At 69.7% G+C, this 16,566-nt stretch carries 19 protein-coding genes; 16 read left to right on the top strand and 3 right to left on the bottom strand.

From position 1 onward, the window contains the following. The first annotated feature begins 354 nt into the window (after window positions 1–354). Both DWB05_RS10105 and DWB05_RS10100 read left to right on the top strand, forming a co-directional pair. Window positions 355–789 carry a CBS domain-containing protein gene (locus DWB05_RS10105; RefSeq protein ID WP_114377089.1) on the top strand — a complete coding sequence of 145 codons (435 nt, stop codon included), beginning with the start codon at window positions 355–357 and terminating at the stop codon, window positions 787–789. Window positions 790–841: 52 nt separating this feature from the next. After that, on the top strand, window positions 842–1,573 hold the full coding sequence (locus DWB05_RS10100) for a sulfite exporter TauE/SafE family protein (protein ID WP_114377088.1): 732 nt from the start codon (window positions 842–844) through the stop codon (window positions 1,571–1,573). Window positions 1,574–1,579: 6 nt separating this feature from the next. On the opposite strand, the gene DWB05_RS10095 is transcribed toward DWB05_RS10100, so the two are convergent. Next, window positions 1,580–2,365, bottom strand: a complete 786-nt coding sequence (locus tag DWB05_RS10095) for a DUF2189 domain-containing protein (protein ID WP_232818498.1) — start codon at window positions 2,363–2,365, stop codon at window positions 1,580–1,582. A 189-nt stretch (window positions 2,366–2,554) separates the two neighbouring features. Here DWB05_RS10095 and ccoN point away from each other — a divergent pair, with 189 nt between their 5' ends. The 12 genes from ccoN (at window position 2,555) to DWB05_RS10035 (ending at window position 13,581) form a co-directional block, all read left to right on the top strand. Then, window positions 2,555–4,039: a cytochrome-c oxidase, cbb3-type subunit I gene (gene ccoN / locus DWB05_RS10090; protein WP_114377087.1), complete on the top strand. Its 1,485-nt coding sequence runs from the start codon at window positions 2,555–2,557 to the stop codon at window positions 4,037–4,039. Between the two features lie 13 nt (window positions 4,040–4,052). Next, entirely contained in the window at window positions 4,053–4,772 is a 720-nt protein-coding gene (gene ccoO / locus DWB05_RS10085; RefSeq protein ID WP_114377086.1) for a cytochrome-c oxidase, cbb3-type subunit II, read from the top strand. An 11-nt stretch (window positions 4,773–4,783) separates the two neighbouring features. Continuing rightward, the gene (locus DWB05_RS10080) at window positions 4,784–4,942 is read left to right on the top strand and encodes a cbb3-type cytochrome oxidase subunit 3 (protein WP_114377085.1); all 159 of its coding nucleotides are present in this window, start codon (window positions 4,784–4,786) and stop codon (window positions 4,940–4,942) included. Window positions 4,943–4,958: 16 nt separating this feature from the next. Next, window positions 4,959–5,828, top strand: a complete 870-nt coding sequence (gene ccoP, locus DWB05_RS10075) for a cytochrome-c oxidase, cbb3-type subunit III (protein ID WP_114377084.1) — start codon at window positions 4,959–4,961, stop codon at window positions 5,826–5,828. Between the two features lie 20 nt (window positions 5,829–5,848). After that, entirely contained in the window at window positions 5,849–7,360 is a 1,512-nt protein-coding gene (gene ccoG / locus DWB05_RS10070) for a cytochrome c oxidase accessory protein CcoG (protein ID WP_232818497.1), read from the top strand. Window positions 7,361–7,364: 4 nt separating this feature from the next. After that, window positions 7,365–7,853 carry a FixH family protein gene (locus DWB05_RS10065; protein WP_157967159.1) on the top strand — a complete coding sequence of 163 codons (489 nt, stop codon included), beginning with the start codon at window positions 7,365–7,367 and terminating at the stop codon, window positions 7,851–7,853. After that, on the top strand, window positions 7,850–10,213 hold the full coding sequence (locus tag DWB05_RS10060; RefSeq protein ID WP_114377082.1) for a copper-translocating P-type ATPase: 2,364 nt from the start codon (window positions 7,850–7,852) through the stop codon (window positions 10,211–10,213). Before DWB05_RS10065 ends, DWB05_RS10060 begins: the two co-directional genes overlap by 4 nt. Further along, a complete protein-coding gene (gene ccoS / locus DWB05_RS10055; protein ID WP_114377081.1) occupies window positions 10,201–10,395 on the top strand; it encodes a cbb3-type cytochrome oxidase assembly protein CcoS in 195 nt (64 codons plus the stop codon). Before DWB05_RS10060 ends, ccoS begins: the two co-directional genes overlap by 13 nt. Further along, complete coding sequence (locus DWB05_RS10050; protein ID WP_114377080.1) at window positions 10,392–10,580, top strand: hypothetical protein; 189 nt, start codon at window positions 10,392–10,394, stop codon at window positions 10,578–10,580. Before ccoS ends, DWB05_RS10050 begins: the two co-directional genes overlap by 4 nt. Window positions 10,581–10,687: 107 nt before the next feature. Continuing rightward, window positions 10,688–11,695, top strand: coding sequence for a TRAP transporter substrate-binding protein (locus DWB05_RS10045; protein WP_114377079.1), 1,008 nt, complete (start codon window positions 10,688–10,690; stop codon window positions 11,693–11,695). Between the two features lie 13 nt (window positions 11,696–11,708). Then, window positions 11,709–12,248, top strand: a complete 540-nt coding sequence (locus DWB05_RS10040) for a TRAP transporter small permease subunit (protein ID WP_114377078.1) — start codon at window positions 11,709–11,711, stop codon at window positions 12,246–12,248. Between the two features lies 1 nt (window position 12,249). Further along, window positions 12,250–13,581, top strand: a complete 1,332-nt coding sequence (locus tag DWB05_RS10035) for a TRAP transporter large permease (protein ID WP_232818496.1) — start codon at window positions 12,250–12,252, stop codon at window positions 13,579–13,581. A gap of 19 nt (window positions 13,582–13,600) precedes the next feature. On the opposite strand, the gene DWB05_RS10030 is transcribed toward DWB05_RS10035, so the two are convergent. Together DWB05_RS10030 and DWB05_RS10025 are read right to left on the bottom strand one after the other, a co-directional pair. Next, window positions 13,601–14,068, bottom strand: a complete 468-nt coding sequence (locus DWB05_RS10030) for a RidA family protein (protein WP_114377077.1) — start codon at window positions 14,066–14,068, stop codon at window positions 13,601–13,603. A 73-nt stretch (window positions 14,069–14,141) separates the two neighbouring features. Then, a complete protein-coding gene (locus DWB05_RS10025; RefSeq protein WP_114377076.1) occupies window positions 14,142–15,494 on the bottom strand; it encodes a hypothetical protein in 1,353 nt (450 codons plus the stop codon). 176 nt (window positions 15,495–15,670) lie between these two features. Between DWB05_RS10025 and DWB05_RS10020 the strand changes: the two genes are divergently transcribed. Then, window positions 15,671–16,045, top strand: a complete 375-nt coding sequence (locus tag DWB05_RS10020; protein WP_114377632.1) for an NADH:ubiquinone oxidoreductase subunit NDUFA12 — start codon at window positions 15,671–15,673, stop codon at window positions 16,043–16,045. Further along, window positions 16,042–16,566, top strand: coding sequence for an outer membrane lipid asymmetry maintenance protein MlaD (gene mlaD / locus DWB05_RS10015; protein ID WP_114377075.1), 525 nt, complete (start codon window positions 16,042–16,044; stop codon window positions 16,564–16,566). The genes DWB05_RS10020 and mlaD overlap by 4 nt, the downstream gene beginning before the upstream one ends.

Here is a 16,566-nt window from a genome sequence, read left to right as displayed (position 1 = left end):
CGTCGGTTAGAAAGCGGCGGTCGGCCCGTAGAAGGAGGTCATCCGCCAGGTGATGGTGGCCTGGGCGGTGGCGACGGCCGGGGCGGGGAGCGTGCCGGCGGCGGCGGTGGCGAGCAGGCTTCTGAGCTGCCTGGAAGCCCTCCGTGGTTCGGACGACCGTCCGGGCGGCGCAATGCCCGTGCCAGGGCCACGGGCGCGCCGACAGCCCTCCCTCGCGCCATCGTGGGTGAAGCCTTGGCCACGCTGCCCACGCGCGCATCACGAGTGCGCCTCAGGGTGGCCTTGCTTCGGAAATCTCGCCTAGACTCGCCCGGCACGGGCCGCGAGAGCCCGGAATGCCGAGGGGAGAGAGTGATGTTGGTGGAAACGATCCTGAAGGAGAAGGGGCGCGAGGTGGTCTCGGTCGCCCCCACCACCCCCGTTGCCGAGGCGGCGAAGATCCTGAGCGCGCGACGGATCGGTTCCGTGCTCGTGCGCGACGACGGCGGTGGGATCGCGGGCATCCTCTCGGAGCGCGACATCGTGCGCGGCATCGCCGACCACGGCGCCGCCTCGATCGCCATGCCCGTGAGCGCCCTGATGACGCGCGACGTGGTGTTCGCCTCACCCGCTGACACGCTCGATGCCGTGCTCGCGGTGATGACGGAGCGACGCTTCCGCCACCTGCCGGTGCTCGAGAACGGGCGGCTCGTCGGTTTGGTCTCGATCGGCGACGTGGTGAAGCGCAAGATCGAGGAGGTGACGGAGGAGGCGGAGGGGCTCAGGGCCTTCGTGCAGGGCGCGGGCTGACCGGCAGGGGCGGGGGCTGGCAGGCCTGGCGGCGCGCGCTAGTTTCCGGGGCATGGACGGTGTCGCCAACTGCCTGCATGACCTGACCGCACTCGGCACCGGCGGGACGCTCGCGCTGGCCGGGGCGCTGTTCCTCGCCGGCCTCGTCGGCAGCGCCACGCATTGTGTCGGCATGTGCGGGCCTTTCGTCGCCGCCCAGGTCACCGCCCGCTTCTCCGCCTGCCCCACACTCTCCCGCCTCGAGGCCGGCGCGCTCGTGCCCTATCACCTCGGGCGGATGCTGACCTACACCGGCCTTGGCGCGGTGGCCGGCTTCCTTTCCGGCACGATCGTGCACGCGGCGGGGTTTCGGCCCATGCTGGTCGCGCTCCTGCTGCTCGGCGCCCTCCTGATGCTGGCGCAGGCCATGGTGCAGGTGGCCGCCCTCTTGCCTTCCGCTCCGGCCGGCATTGCCGACCGCGTGGTGCGCTTGGCCTCCCCCTTGCTCGCCGACCCGCGGGGCTCGCGCCGCTTCCTGCTTGGTGTCGTGCTCGGCTTCCTGCCCTGTGGCTTGCTCTACGGCGCTCTTGCCGCTGCGGCGTCGTCGGCGAGCGCGCTCGGGGGCGCGATCGCGATGGCAGCTTTCGCGCTGGGCACCGTGCCGGCCTTGCTTGGCGTCGGTCTGGCAGGGGCGTTCTTCGGTCGGCGCTTCCGGCCGGTTGCGCGTGCCGTCGCGGCGCCCTTGCTCCTTCTCAACGCCGCCGTGCTCGGCGCGCTTGCCTTGCGCGCCGCCGGTTACGCCTGAACCGACCTAATCGACGAGATCCTTGTACGCGTGCCACGTGGCGTGGCCGATCAGCGGCATCGTCACCGCAAGTCCCAGGAAACCGGGGATGATGCCGAACAGGGTGAAGGCGACGATGAGCCCGGCCCACAGCGTCATCGCCGGCCAGTTCAGGCGCACCGCGGTGAAGCTTGTGGCGACCGCGACGAACATGTTGGTGTCGCGATCGACCAGCATCGGGATCGAGACGGCGCTGATCGCAAACACCAGCGCGGCGAAGACCGCGCCCACGGCCGTGCCGACGGCCCAGAAGGGAATGGCGGAGGCGGCCGTCAGCTTGGCGATGATCGTCTCCCAGGTCGGGGTGAAGCCGAGGCCGAAGAAGAGGGCGAAGATCAGGAGCGCGATCCGGATCCAGCCGAGGTGGAACAGGCCCAAGAGCACGCCGATGTAGGAGAGCTGCGTGGGGTTGCGCTTGAAGCCCGCGAAGGCGGCGGCAAGGGACACCGGTTCGCCCGCCTCCAGTCGACGGCTCGTCTCGTACAGGCCGGCGGCGAGCAGGGGGGCGAGGAAGAAGAAGCCGGCCGTCATCGGCAGCACCAGCCAGAACGACTCGAACTGCCAAAGCACGACCAGCAGGAGGTAGGTGATGGCCAGGATGATGAGCCCGTAAGTGAGGCTGACGCCCGGCGCCGCCATCATGTCCCGCCAGCCGGCGCTGAGCCATGCCCACGGCCGATCGACCGCGATTCGCCGCACTCGTGGGCTGTCGCCGTAGAAGACCGGAACCGCCCCGCTGTCCACCTGCGCCATCGCCGTTTCCCCAAACCTTATCGTGTGCCGTCCGGCACGTTGCCGCGCCGAAGCGCGTACAAGGCGAGGATGGCACGCCGATCCGCGCCCGTCGACCTTGACACACGTCAATGCCGCTGCACGTTGCTTTCAGGAATATGAAGGTAGCCCCGGCCGGCGCCGAGGGCGGGTTGCGTGTGAGAGGAACGCATGGGGGAGAGTCTCGCGGTCTCGGCTGGCGCTGCTCCGGTCGCCCGGGCACAGCCGGAGTATGTCGAAGACGTCATTCGCGCCTTCGTCATCGCCACCGTGTTCTGGGGTGTGGTCGGCTTCCTGATGGGGACGATCATCGCTTGGCAACTGGCTTTCCCCATCCTCAACCTCGACTTGGAATGGACGACCTTCGGCCGACTTCGCCCCGTCCATAATACCTCGGCCGTCATTTTCGCCTTCGGCGGTAACGCCCTGCTCGGCACCTCGCTTTACGTCGTGCAGCGCACCTGCCGCGCGCGCCTGTTCGGCGGCAACGAGGCCGGCTGGTTCCTGTTCTGGGGCTACCAGACCTTCATCGTGCTGGCCGCCCTCGGCTACGTCACCGGCGTCACGCAGGGCAAGGAATACGCCGAACCCGAGTGGTACGTCGACCTGTTCCTCACCTTCGTCTGGGTCGTCTACCTCGTCGTCTTCGTCGGCACGATCATGAAGCGCGAGGAGCCGCACATCTACGTGGCGAACTGGTTCTATCTCGCCTTCATCATCACCATCGCCATGTTGCACATCGGCAACAACTTGGTGTTGCCGATCGACTGGGGCTCCTCGAAGTCCTACCAGCTGTCGGCCGGCGTGCAGGACGCGATGATCCAGTGGTGGTACGGCCACAACGCGGTCGGCTTTTTCCTCACCGCGGGCTTCCTCGGGATGATGTACTACTTCATCCCGAAGCGGGCGGAACGGCCGGTGTATTCGTACCGGCTCAGCATCGTGCACTTCTGGTCGCTGATCTTCCTCTACATCTGGGCCGGGCCCCATCACCTGCACTACACGGCGCTGCCCGACTGGACGCAGACGCTGGGCATGATCTTCAGCGTCATGCTGTGGATGCCGTCCTGGGGCGGGATGATCAACGGGATCATGACGCTGTCGGGGGCCTGGGACAAGTTGCGCACCGACCCGGGGCTCCGCTTCTCGGTCACCGCCGTCGCCTTCTACGGCATGAGCACCTTCGAAGGCCCGGTGATGAGCATCAAGGCCGTCAACGCGCTCAGCCACTACACGGACTGGACGGTGGGGCACGTGCACTCGGGCGCGATGGGCTGGGTCGGCTTCATCACCTTCGGCGCGATCTACTACCTCGTGCCCGTGCTGTGGGGAAAGCGCGAACTCTACAGCCAGCGTCTCGTGGCCTGGCACTTCTGGATCGCCACCTTGGGCATCGTCTTCTACATCACGGCGATGTGGGTGTCGGGCATCATGCAGGGGCTGATGTGGCGCGCCTACGACGAATTGGGCTTCCTGCAGTACAGCTTCATCGAGACCGTCGCCGCCATGCACCCCTACTACGTGATCCGTGCACTCGGCGGGGTGCTCTACGTCACCGGCGCGCTGATCATGGTCTACAACCTCTACAAGACCGTGACGGAATCGGAACCCTTGCCGGCTCCTGCGCCCGCCTGGCGCCCGCAAGCTGCCGAGTGAGGGAGAGCGCGCGATGATTCGGCACGAGACGATCGAGAAGAACGTCATCCTGCTCGCGGTGCTCACTCTGATCACCGTCTCCATCGGCGGGCTCGTCCAGATCGTTCCCCTGTTCACCATCGAGACGACGATCGAGCGCGTCGAGGGCGTGCGGCCTTACTCGCCGCTCGAACTCGCCGGGCGCAACATCTACATCCGCGAGGGCTGTTACGTTTGTCACAGCCAGATGGTGCGTCCGTTCCGCGACGAGCTCGAGCGCTACGGGCACTACAGCCTGGCGGCCGAAAGCATGTACGACCGGCCCTTCCAGTGGGGCTCGAAGCGGACGGGACCCGACCTCGCGCGGGTGGGTGGCAAGTATTCGAACGAGTGGCACTACCAGCACATGATCGATCCGCGCAGCGTGGTGCCCGAGAGCATCATGCCGTCGTACGGCTTCCTGGTGCGGCCGCTGAAGTTCGACGACATCGAGAAGCACATGCGTGCGCTGCAGCGTCTCGGCGTGCCGTACACGGATGAGATGATCGCCAATGCGCGAGCGGATCTCGTCGCCCAAGCGAACCCGGATGCCGATACTTCGGGCTTGCTCCAGCGCTATCCGAAGGCCGTGGTGGGCGATTTCGACCGCAACACCCGTGTGGTGACCGAGATGGACGCCCTCATCGCCTACCTGCAGATGCTCGGCACCCTGGTGAACTTCGCCGAGGTGACCCCGCAGCAACTGCGCCAGTAGGGCGGTGCGCGATGCTCGAGTGGGTCGCGCAGCACTACGAGACCCTGCGGCAGATGTGGGTCGTCTGGTTCATGCTGTTGTTCGTCGGCATCGTGGCCTGGGCATTCTGGCCCTCCAACAAGGAGCGGCTGGAACGGCAGGGCAGGATCCCGCTCGACGACGACAAGTGACGGAAAGGAGCACTCGGTGCCCACCAAGATCGAGAAGGATGCGCTGACCGGCAAGCTCACCACGGGGCATGAGTGGGACGGCATCAAGGAGCTGAACACGCCGCTGCCCAAGTGGTGGCTCTACATTCTGTACGCGACCATCATCTGGTCTGCCGTCTGGGCCTTGCTGTTCCCCTCCTTCCCGGGGCTTTCGGGCCATTTCGGCGGCGTGCTTGGCTGGACGAAGCGCGAGGACATCGCGCGCGAGATGGCGGCGGTGGTGGACGCCCGTGCACCGATGTTCGAGCGTATCCGCAGCAGCGATCTCGAGGAGATCCGGCGCGATCCCACGCTGCTGCGCTTCGCGACCGCCGGCGCACGCCAGGCTTTTGCCGACAACTGCGCCCCATGCCACGGTTCGGGTGGCGAGGGCCGCCCGGGTGGCTTTCCCTCCCTGATCGACGACGATTGGATCTGGGGCGGTACGCTGGAGGACATCGCCTTCACCATCCGTCACGGCATTCGCAACGCGCAGGACGAGGAGGCGCGGCAGAGCCAGATGCCGGCCTACGCCCAGATCCTGTCCCGGCGCGAGATCGAGGACGTGGCCGAATTCGTCCTCTCCTTCACCAACCGCGCGACGGATGCCGAGGCCGCACGACGCGGCGAATCGATCTACGCCGAGAACTGTGTCGCCTGCCACGGCGAACAAGGCGAGGGCGTGCGCGCCGTGGGCGGCCCGGCGCTGAACGACGCGATCTGGCTGTACGGCGGCTCGCGGGAACAGATCATCGCGCAGATCGCCAACCCACGCATGGGCGTGATGCCGCCCTGGCAGGGGCGCCTCGACGAGGCGATCATCCGCATGCTCGCCGTCTACGTGCACACGCTGGGCGGCGGCGAGTAGCGGAGGGAAAGGAAGGACCGATGCGCGTGGACCGCACCCTCAAGCCCGCGGAGGCGTCGGCAACCCCGACGCCGCCCACGCGCCTCTACGCCAATCGGGTCAAGGTCTACCCCGCGCGCGTCCACGGCACGTTCCGCACCGCGAAGTACGCCTTCCTCGTCTTCGCGCTCGTCGTCTATTACACCTTGCCCTGGCTGCGCTGGCCGCGCGGCGAAGGGGCGCCGGATCAGCTGGTCCTGCTCGACTTCGCCGGCCGCCGCTTCTACCTCGGCCCGATCGAGATCTGGCCGCAGGAGATCTACCTCGTCACCGGCCTGCTCATCCTCTCCGCCATCGGCCTCTTCCTCGTCTCCTCGCTGTTCGGCCGGGTGTGGTGCGGCTACGCCTGCCCGCAAACGGTGTGGACCGACCTCTTCATGTGGATCGAGCGCCGCATCGAGGGCGATCGCAACGCACGGATGAAGCTCGACCAGGGCCCGCGCGACGCCGCCTATTGGCGCAAGAAGGTGACGAAGCACGCGCTCTGGCTGGTCATCGCCTTCCTCACTGGCGGCTCCTTCGTCCTCTACGTGCAGGACGCGCCGACGGCGGTACGCGACATCTTCACCGGAGAGGCGGGGGCCTGGACCTATACCTTCGTCGGTCTCCTCACCTTCACCACCTATACGCTCGCGGGCTGGGCGCGCGAGCAGGTGTGCACCTATATGTGCCCCTGGCCGCGCTTTCAGGCGGCGATGCTCGATGAGCAGTCGCTGATCGTCACCTACCGCGCCTGGCGCGGCGAGCCGCGCGGCAAGCACAAGCAAGGTGAACCGTGGGAGGGCAGGGGCGACTGCATCGACTGCCGCCAGTGCGTCAACGTCTGCCCGACGGGGATCGACATCCGCGACGGCCAGCAGCTCGAATGCATCGGCTGCGGGCTGTGCATCGACGCCTGCAATGCGGTGATGGACAAGATCGGCCGTCCGCGCGGCCTGATCGCGCTCGACACGTTGGCCGACGTGCAAGCCTGCGAACGCGCGGTGGCGAACACCCCGCCGGGTCCCGCGCGCATTCCGGTGGCGGAAGCGGCGCATCAGCGGATGAAGATCATCCGCCCGCGCACCATGATCTACGCCGGCGTGCTCAGCCTGGTCGCCGCCGTCATGCTGCTCGCGCTCGCCACCCGCAGCGTGACCGATCTCTCCGTGCTGCGCGACCGCGCCCCGGTCTATGTCTTGCTGTCCGACGGGTCGGTGCGCAACGCCTACACGCTGAAGATCGTCAACAAGACGCACGAGGCGCGCGTCTTCGCGCTGCATCTCGACGGCCTCCCCGGTGCGACCCTCGCCGCCATCGGCGCCGAGGACGTGGCGGGTTCGACCATTCCGCTGGCGGCCAAACCGGACGGGGTCGAATCGCACCGCGTCTACGTCACCGCGCCGGTCGGGGCTGTGCTGCCCGAGAGCACGACCGTGACCTTCCGCCTCATTGATGCCTCGGGGCGCGAGGCGACGCGGGCGGAAAGCGTGTTCCTCGCGCCCAGGCGTTGAGCGCATGAGCGAGGGCGACCCGCGCCGCAGCCGCTGGATCCCCTGGGCGTTCGTCGCCTTCATGGGGGTGGTGTTCGCGGTCAACGCCGTCTTCGTCTGGCTTGCGCTGTCCACCTTCACCGGCACCACCGTCGATCGCGCCTACGAGCGCGGCCGCCTCTACAACCAAGTGCTGGCGGAAGCCGAACGGCAGCGCGCCATCGGCTGGCGGTTCGAAATCGCCTTCCGCCCGGGCGCGGAGCAGCGCGGCACGCTCGTCGTCTATGCCCGTGATTCGGCCGGCGCGCCGCTCGATCGTCTCGAGTTCGAGGCGATCGCGCTCCGTCCGCTGGAACGGCCCGAGCCTCTGCCTCTCGCCCTGATCGAGAGCGGGCGCGGCCGCTACGTCGCCGAGCTTGATTTTCCGAAGCGCGGGCAGTGGGAGCTGCGCCTCGCCGCGCGCCGCGGTGAGGTCGGCCCCGTCGAGGTGCGCGAGCGGATCATCGTGCCGTGACCGCGCTCGGGGCCACGAAGCCTGCCGCCTTCGCCGGCAGTGCCGCCTGCCTGCATTGCGGCGCGCCTTGCCCGAACGGCGAGCGCTTCTGCTGCGCCGGCTGCGAGGGTGCGCACGCCCTGATCACCGGGCTTGGGCTCGATCGCTTCTACGAACGGCTTGAGGCCGCCGCGCCGCGGCCCGATCTTGCCGCCCCGCGGCATGACCTCGCCGCGCGCGCCCGGCCCGACGGGGCGGGGGGCTGGTCGCTCGATCTTCTCGTCGGCGGCGTGTCCTGCGCCGCCTGCGTCTGGCTGATCGAGCAGGTGCTGGCGCGCGAACCGGACGTCACCTGGGCCCGCCTCGCCCTCTCCACCCGTCGCCTCACCATCCGCTGGCAGGGCGTGGCCGAGCGCGCCAACGAGTTCGCTGAACGCCTCGCCCGCCTCGGCTTCACCACCGCGCCGTGGGACGCCTCGTGCCTTGCCGCGACCGACGATGCCGAGGCGAAACGGCTCCTGCGCGCGATGGGCATCGCCGCCTTCGCGGCGATGAACGTGATGCTCGTCTCGGTTGCCGTTTGGGTCGGGCACGGCGACGGCGACATGGGCGAGGCGACGCGGGCGCTGATGCACTGGCTTGCCGCGCTGATCGCCCTGCCCGCGATCGCGGTCGCGGGGCTCCCGTTCTACCGCTCGGCCTTCGCCGCCCTCGCCCGCGGGCGGGCCAATCTCGATGTGCCGATCAGCCTCGCCGTGCTGCTGACGGCGGCGATGAGCCTCTCCGAGACGATCCGCGGCGGGCCGTACGCCTACTTCGACTCTGCCGTCACGCTCTTGTTCCTGCTGCTGGTCGGCCGCTATCTCGATCGGCGGGCGCGCGGCCGCGCGCGCGAGGCGGTGGCGCGGCTCGCTGCGCTGAACCGCGCTCCGGTCGGCGTGCTCGGCGAGGATGGTGTGGCCAAGCCGCGTCTGCCCGAGGAGGTTCGTGCCGGCGAGCGGGTTCTCGTCGCCGCCGGCGAGCGGGTCGGCGTCGATGGCGTGGTGCTCTCCGGCAGCTCGACGGTCGATGAGAGCCTGTTGACGGGCGAAAGCCTGCCGCGCCCCGTCCGGCCCGGCGATCGGGTGCATGCCGGCACGCTGAACCGCGACGCTGCCCTCGTCGTGCGCGCCACCTCCTCCGGCGAAGGCACCCTGCTTGCCGCCATCGTGCGGCTGATGGAACGCGCCGAGCAGTCTCGCTCGCGCTTCGTGTCGCTGGCCGATCGCGTCTCCCGCCTCTACACGCCGGCGGTGCATGGGCTGGCGCTGGCCACCTTCCTGCTGTGGTGGGGCGTGCTGGATGCCGCGTGGCAGCAGGCGCTCGTCTTCGCGGTGGCGGTGCTGATCATCACCTGCCCCTGCGCGCTCGGCATCGCCGTGCCGGTGGTCCAGGTCGTCGCCGCCGGCCGGCTGGTGCGGCAAGGCGTGCTGGTCACCTCGGGCACGGCGTTCGAGCGTCTGGCCGAGATCGACACCGTGGTGTTCGACAAGACGGGCACGCTGACGGAAGGCAAGCCCACGCTCCTGCCCGGGGCGTGGACGGCGGAGGATCTCGCCGAGGCGGCCCGGCTTGCCGCCGCTTCGCGCCACCCGCTCGCGCGCGCTCTGGTCGACGCCATGCCTTCCATCGCGCCGGCGGCGGGGGTGGTGGAGCATCCAGGCCGCGGACTGGAGCTCCAGACTCCATCTGGCCCGATCCGCCTCGGCTCGGCAGCGTTCGTCGGCGCGTCAGGCGGGGAGGGGATGGAACTCTGGCTCTCCCGCCCCGGGCGCGCGCCCGTGCGCTTCGCCTTCGCCGATGCTCTGCGGGCCGACGCGGCCGAAACGATCCGGCAACTCAGCGAGCGCGGCCTTGCGGTCGAACTCCTCTCCGGCGATCGTGCGCCGGCGGTTGCCGAGGTGGCGCGGACGGTCGGCATCGCGCGCTGGACCGCGGAAGCCTCGCCGCAGGCGAAGATCGCACGGCTCGAGGCCTTGCGGGCGGACGGCCGGCGCGTGCTGATGGTGGGCGACGGGCTGAATGACGCGCCGGCGCTGGCCGCCGCACACGCCTCGATCGCCTTCGCCTCCGGCTCCGACGTCGCGCAGGCGGCGGCCGACGTGGTCGTGCAGGGCAAGGCTCTTGCGCTGGTGGCCGAGACGATCGGTTCGGCACGCCGCGCCCAGGCCGCCATCCGCCAGAACATCGCGATCAGCCTCGCCTACAACGTCATCGCCGTGCCGATCGCCATCGCCGGCCTGGTCACGCCGCTGATCGCCGCGGTCGCGATGGCGGCGTCGTCGTTGACGGTGATCCTCAATGCGTTGCGCGTGGAGCGGGGAGCGGCATGGACGCGCTGATGCTGCTCATCCCCCTCTCGCTGATCCTGGGCCTCGGCGCGCTCGCCCTGTTCCTGTGGGCCTTGCGTTCCGGCCAGTTCGAGGATCTCGACGGGGCGGCGCGCCGGATCCTGTTCGACGACGACCCACCCCGCGGCACGCCGTCGCCACCACCCTCGCCCCGCAAGGAGGACCAGCCATGACCCCGCAAACGATCGTGTTTGGCCTGATCGGCGCCCTCGTCGCCCTGGTCGGCCTCGTCATGATGGCGGCCGCCAAGGACGACGCCTTCTACCTCGCCGGCCTGATCCTGTTCGTCTCCTTCGTCCTCTACCTGTTCAAGCTCGTGCGCCTGCACTTCGATCGCGAGGAGGCGCGGCGGCGCTGAGCGACCGGCGAACGGGTGGGACGTCTTCCGCCCGAGAAGGCTCTTGCACGGGGTGTGAGGAGAGGCTCTCATCTTGCGAGAGGGGCCTCTACTACGGGAGACGTGACATGGATCGCCGTACGTTCCTGCGTGCCGCCCTGCCGGCCGCCGTTGCCGCCTCCGCCTTTCCGGTCGCGCCGGCGGTTGCGCAGGCGCGGCGCTGGCAGATGGCCACCGCCTATCCTGACGGCAACTTCCACACCGTGAACATCCGCGCCTTCCTCAAGGAGGTCGAGGACGGATCGGGGGGACGGCTGGCCATCACACTGCACAGCAACGCCTCGCTCCTGCGCATGCCGGAGATCAAGCGCGGGGTGCAGACGGGGCAGGTGCAGATGGGCGAGATCCTGCTCTCCGCCTACGGCAACGAAGATCCGATGTTCGAAGTCGACGGCATCCCGATGCTGGTGACGAACTTCACCCAGGCGCGGGTGCTGGCCGGGCTGCAGAGGCCCTACGTTCAGCGGCGTCTGGAACGGCAGGGTCTCACCTTGCTCTACATGGTGCCGTGGCCGCAGTCCGGCTTCTACACCAACGTCCCGGTCACCTCGCTTGAGACGCTGCGCGGCACGCGCTTCCGCACCTTCAATGCCGCGACGCAACGCTTCGCCCAGCTCGTCGGCGCCACACCCACCACCGTGCAGGTGCCCGAAGTGCCGCAGGCCTTCGCCACCGGCGTGGTGAACGCGATGGTGACGTCCGCCGCGACCGGGGTCGACGTGCAGGCGTGGGACTTCGTCAAGCACTTCACGCCCGTCGGCTTCACCCGCACCAAGAACGCCGTCATCTGCTCGACGCGGGCACTGCAGCAGCTGCCGGCCGACCTGCAGAGGCTGATCCGCGATGCCGGCGAGCGGGCCGAACAGCGCGGCTGGGAGCTCGCGCAGGAGCAGGAGAGGACGCGGCAGGAGGAACTCGCCCGCCGCGGCATGATCGTCGCCGACCCTCCGCCGGAGCGCTTGATGCGCGAACTCGCGCAGATCGGCGAGACCATGACCAACGAGTGGCTCGCCAAGGCCGGCGAGGACGGGCGGAAACTGATCGAGGCCTACCGCGCCGCGATCGCCCGCGTCTGATCCCGCGTCACGCGTGCAGGGGCTGAGGCGGGCGCTCGACGCGCTGTATCTCGCGGGAGGTGTCGCCGGTGCGATCGCGATCGTCGCCATCGGCGCCCTCGTGCTGGTGCAGGTCCTTGGGCGGCAAGCGGGCTTCCACGTTCCGGGCGCGGACGACCTGACCGCCTACGCCGTCGCCGCCTCCGCCACCCTGCCGCTCGCCTACACCTTCCGTCACGCCGCGCACATTCGGGTGGACATCGTCATCGGCCGCTTCTCCGGACGATCACGCCACGCGCTCGAGTTGCTCGTGCTCGCCATCGCCTCCGCCGTGGCGCTGCTGTTCGCCTATGCCTGCCTCGACACGCTGATCGACTCCTGGACCTTCGGCGAGGTGGCGCAGGGCATGCTCGCGGTGCCGATCTGGATCCCCCAGATCCCGCTCGTCTTCGGCAGCGCCCTGTTCGCGCTCGCCCTGGTCGACGATCTCGTCGTCGCGGCGTCGGGAGGTGAGCCGTCCTACCGCCGTGCCGCCGAACGCAGCGCGCAGGAGCGCGCCGCGGAGGAAGTGTAGGGTGGAGGCGTACCTGATCGACGGGGCGATCGTTCTGATCGCCACCCTGTTCGCCGTACTCGCCCTCGGCGTGTGGATCGGTGCGGCGCTGATGCTCACGGGGGTGGTCGGCATCGTCGTGCTGCCGGCCTTGTTTCCTCAATTCAACGAATTCCCCGTCGAGAAGGTGATGGGCACGGCGGTGTGGCAGGCGATGGCGTCCTGGACGCTCGCCGCCCTGCCGCTCTTCATCTGGATGGGCGAGATCCTGTTCCGCACGCGGCTCGCCGAGGACATGTTCCGTGGCCTGGCACCTTGGGTGCAGCGGCTGCCGGGGCGGCTGATGCACGTCAACGTGTTCGGCTGCGGCATCTTCGCCGCGGTGTCCGGCTCCTCGGCCGCAACGTGCGCGACCATCGGCAAGATGAGCCTGCCCGCTCTCCTCTCGCGCGGCTATCACCGGCCGATGGCGATCGGCAGCCTGGCGGGCTCCGGCACCTTGGGCCTGCTCATTCCGCCCTCGATCATCATGATCGTCTACGGCGTGGCGGCCGAGGTCTCGATCGTGCGGCTGTTCATCGCCGGCGTGATCCCGGGACTGATGCTGATCGTCCTCTTCTCCGGCTACATCGCGCTCTGGTCGCTGCTCAACCCGTCGCGCACGCCGCCGCGCGACCCGCCGACGACGCTGGCCGAGAAGCTCCGCGCCTCGGCCGGGCTCATTCCGGTGCTGCTGCTGATCCTCGCCGTGATCGGCTCGATCTACGGCGGGATCGCCACGGCGACCGAAGCCGCGGTGATGGGCGTGGTCGGCGCACTCGCCCTCTCCGCCTGGTCCGGCACGCTGACGCGCGCGAGCTTCGTCGACTCGCTGATGGGCGCGGTACGGCTGTCCTGCATGATCAACTTCATCCTCGCCGGGGCCGCCTTCCTCACCCAGGCGATGGCCTATTCGCGCATCCCCGCCGCGATGGCATCTTGGGTCGGCGCGCAGGGGTTCCATCCTTATGTCGTGATCGCGGTGTTCACCGCCCTCTACATCGTGCTCGGCTGCTTCATCGACGGCATTTCAATGATCGTACTCACCGTCTCGGTGGCGCTCCCCGTCATCCAGGCGGCGGGTTTCGACCTCCTGTGGTTCGGCATCTTCGTCGTGCTGGTGGTGGAGATGGCGCAGATCACCCCGCCCGTGGGGTTCAACCTGTTCGTGCTGCAGGGACTGACGGGCGAGAACATCTTCCGCATCGCCGCCGCCACCGCCCCCTTCTTCGGGCTGATGTGCGTCGCCGTGGCACTGGTGACGGTGTTCCCGGGCCTCGTCACTTGGCTGCCGTCCACCATGTTGGGCGGCTGAGGCGCCGCCCTGATCCCGCCTAGCCGAGCAGGAACATCGCCTCCACCTCGGCGGCGGCATCCGCCGGCAGCGAGGCGACACCGATGGTGGTGCGCGCGTGCCGGCCGGCTTCGCCGAACACCTCGACGCAGAGATCGGACGCCCCGTTCATGGCGAGCGCATGCTGGGTGAAGTCGGGCGTGCAGGCGAGGAAGCCGCCGAGCCGCACGACGCGCGCGATGCGGTCGAGGTCACCACCGCAAGCCGCCTTCGCCTGGGCGAGCACGTTGAGGAAGGCGATGCGGCAGGCCTCACGCGCCTGATCGATGCTCACACCCGCGCCGATCTTGCCCGTCACCGCGATCCTGCCGTCGCGCATCGGCAACTGGCCGGAGACGACGAGCAGCGTTCCCGCCACCGCGAAGGGAACGTAGTTGGCGACCGGTGCCGCCGGTTCCGGCAGAGTGATGCCGAGTTCCGCCAGACGCGTCTCGATCCGTCCCACCATCGCGTGCGATCCTCCCCTCTCGTGTCACGCGGCACTCTACGCAGGTGTCGCCTGCTGTCGAGAGCGGCTGCGTTCAGCCGACAGCGGCGCGCGGCCGGCGACGCTGGCCGAGGTCGCGGGCAGGGTCGAGCCCGAGACGGAGGAACGGAGCGACGGCCGCTTCCATCGCCGCGCGGGCGGCCTCGTCCGCCCCCTCGGCGAGGGCGGCGCGGGCGCGGGCGCCGAGGTGCGGCGCCTCGTCAGCCGAGCCTGTGCCGAGGGCGTATCGTTCGAGCGCCGCAAGGAGCGGATCATCGACCGGCAAGGCGATGCCGGGCGCCGCAAGAGCCGCGGCATGGGCGAGGGAGACCGCGCCGGCGAGGTGAGGTGCAAGTGCCGTCGGCGACAGGCCGAAGCCGGCGAGCCGTTCCAGCGCGGCCACCGGTGCCCCTTCGAGCGTGCCGTGCCCGACGATGTGCGCGATCACTGCCGCCTCCTGCTCCGGTGCGAGGCCCTGGGCGGCGATCAGCCGCCGCGCCGGTCCGATCAGGCGCCGACGCGGGCGGCCGGTGGTGTCGTCATCGAATCGGATCAGCGAGGGGACGGGAGCCGCTCCCGCGCTCGCCGCACCGACCAGGCGTTCGACCGGTCCTGGCGGACGGAGCGAAACGAGACCCAGCACCCTGAGCCCAGACCGCCGCGCCGCGGCGAGGCCCCGTTCAAGGGCGGTGCGCGCGGCGCGATCCAGGCCGGGCTCGGCTCCGGGCGGAAGCGAGGACACCGCGAGCTCGAGCGCGCGCAGCACCGTGGGCCGCACCCCGCTCCAGGCCGGGAAGGGTCCGAGGCGGACCGCAAGCGCAGCGGAGGCTTCCGTCGCCGCGCCGAGCAGGAGCGCGAGCAGGCTCGCCGCGGTCGCCCGGCCCTCGGGCCAGGCGTAGGGCACGCCGGCCGCCATCAGCGCGCCGGCGAGATCGGCGGCGATCACCGACGCTGCCCGTGCGGGAGGCGGCGGCCCGGCGAGATCGAGCGCGGTCACGGCGCAGGCCGCGGCGCGCGCGAGCGCATCGTGGGCCAACGTCCCGTCCGGTTCGACGAAGGCGGAGAGCCTGAGCACCCACGCCCGATCGCGCCCGCGCGGCCCGTGCCAGAGCGCCTCGGCGGGCAAAGCTGCGGCGGAGGCCATCTGGTGACGCAAGCACCCGGTCCAGGAGCGCGCTTCATCGGCGCCGGCGAATACGCCCGACGCGAGACCGACGCGCTGCCACTCCTGCAGCAGGGGCTCCATCGCCGCCGCCAGGGATGCGTGCGACGAGAGCCCGCAGAAGGCGTCGATCACGGCCTCGTCGTAGGCATCGGTGAGGGTGACGGTACGGCCGGCGCAGCTGCGCGTGAGCGGTGCGTAGTCGCTCCAGGAGAAGGCGAGAGGGTGAGCCGCGAGGCGGGCCATGCGTCGCTCGGTTTGCCCTGGTGACGATATCGTGCGGGCTGCCGAGAGAAAAGCGTATCTTGTGGAAACAATGGGGGGCAGCCACTAAATCCGGGAAGGGGCCGACGCTGGACGCTTTCCCCTCCCGCGTGCGAGAAGCGAGAGCGATGCGAGGGGAAACCGCGAACGCCGCGACGATGACGACGATCGGCACACGACTGTTCACGTTGTTCCGTGGCCGCAAGGTCGGTCGCGACCGCTTCGGCAACACGTATTACGAGGAACGGAGCGCTCCGCCGGGGCAGCGCAAGCGCCGCTGGGTGATCTATGCCGGCGAGGTCGAGGCGACCAAGGTGCCGCCCGAATGGCATGCCTGGCTGCACTACACGACGGAGGCGCCGCTGCCCGAAGTGAAGCTCTATCCCTGGCAGAAGGAGCACGTGCCGAACATGACGGGCACGCCCGAGGCCTACCGCCCGCCCGGCCACGAGCTCGCCGGCGGGCGGCGACCGCGCGCGACTGGCGACTACGAGGCCTGGACGCCCGAGCTCGAGGACGAGAGGCGGCGATGACGCGGCGAAGCTTGGCCGAGGTCGTCGCCGGCGCCATCGTGCTCGCGGTTGCGGCCGTCTTCCTCTTCTATGCCGTCACCCACACCGGACGGTCTCTCGGCCCCGGCTATGACCTGATCGCCAAGTTCGACCGCATCGACGGCCTCGGGCCCGGGGCCGACGTGAAGGTGTCGGGCGTGAAGGTCGGCTCGGTGGTGGCGCAACGGCTCGATCCGGAGACCTTCCTTGCCGTCGTGACCATGCGGATCGACTCCTCCGTGCGCCTGCCGGTCGACACCTCGGCCGAGATCACGTCCGAGAGCCTGCTCGGAGGACGGTACATCGCGCTCGTCCCCGGCGGCTCGGACCGGATGCTCGGCCCCGGCGGGGTGATCGAGGCGACGCAATCCGCCGTCAGCCTGGAGGCGCTGCTCGGCCGATTCATCTTCTCGGTCACCGATCTCGTCTCCACCGTCGGTCGCGAGGCGCAAGGCGCCCGCGAGGGGACGGGTGGCGCGCCGGCGCAGCGCCCAGGGGGCTGA

This window comes from Elioraea thermophila (ex Habib et al. 2022) (assembly GCF_003336755.1).
Classification (GTDB): domain Bacteria; phylum Pseudomonadota; class Alphaproteobacteria; order Acetobacterales; family Acetobacteraceae; genus Elioraea; species Elioraea thermophila.
The sequence above is the reverse complement of the archived record's forward strand: the minus strand, read 5'-3'. Positions and strand labels throughout refer to the sequence as shown.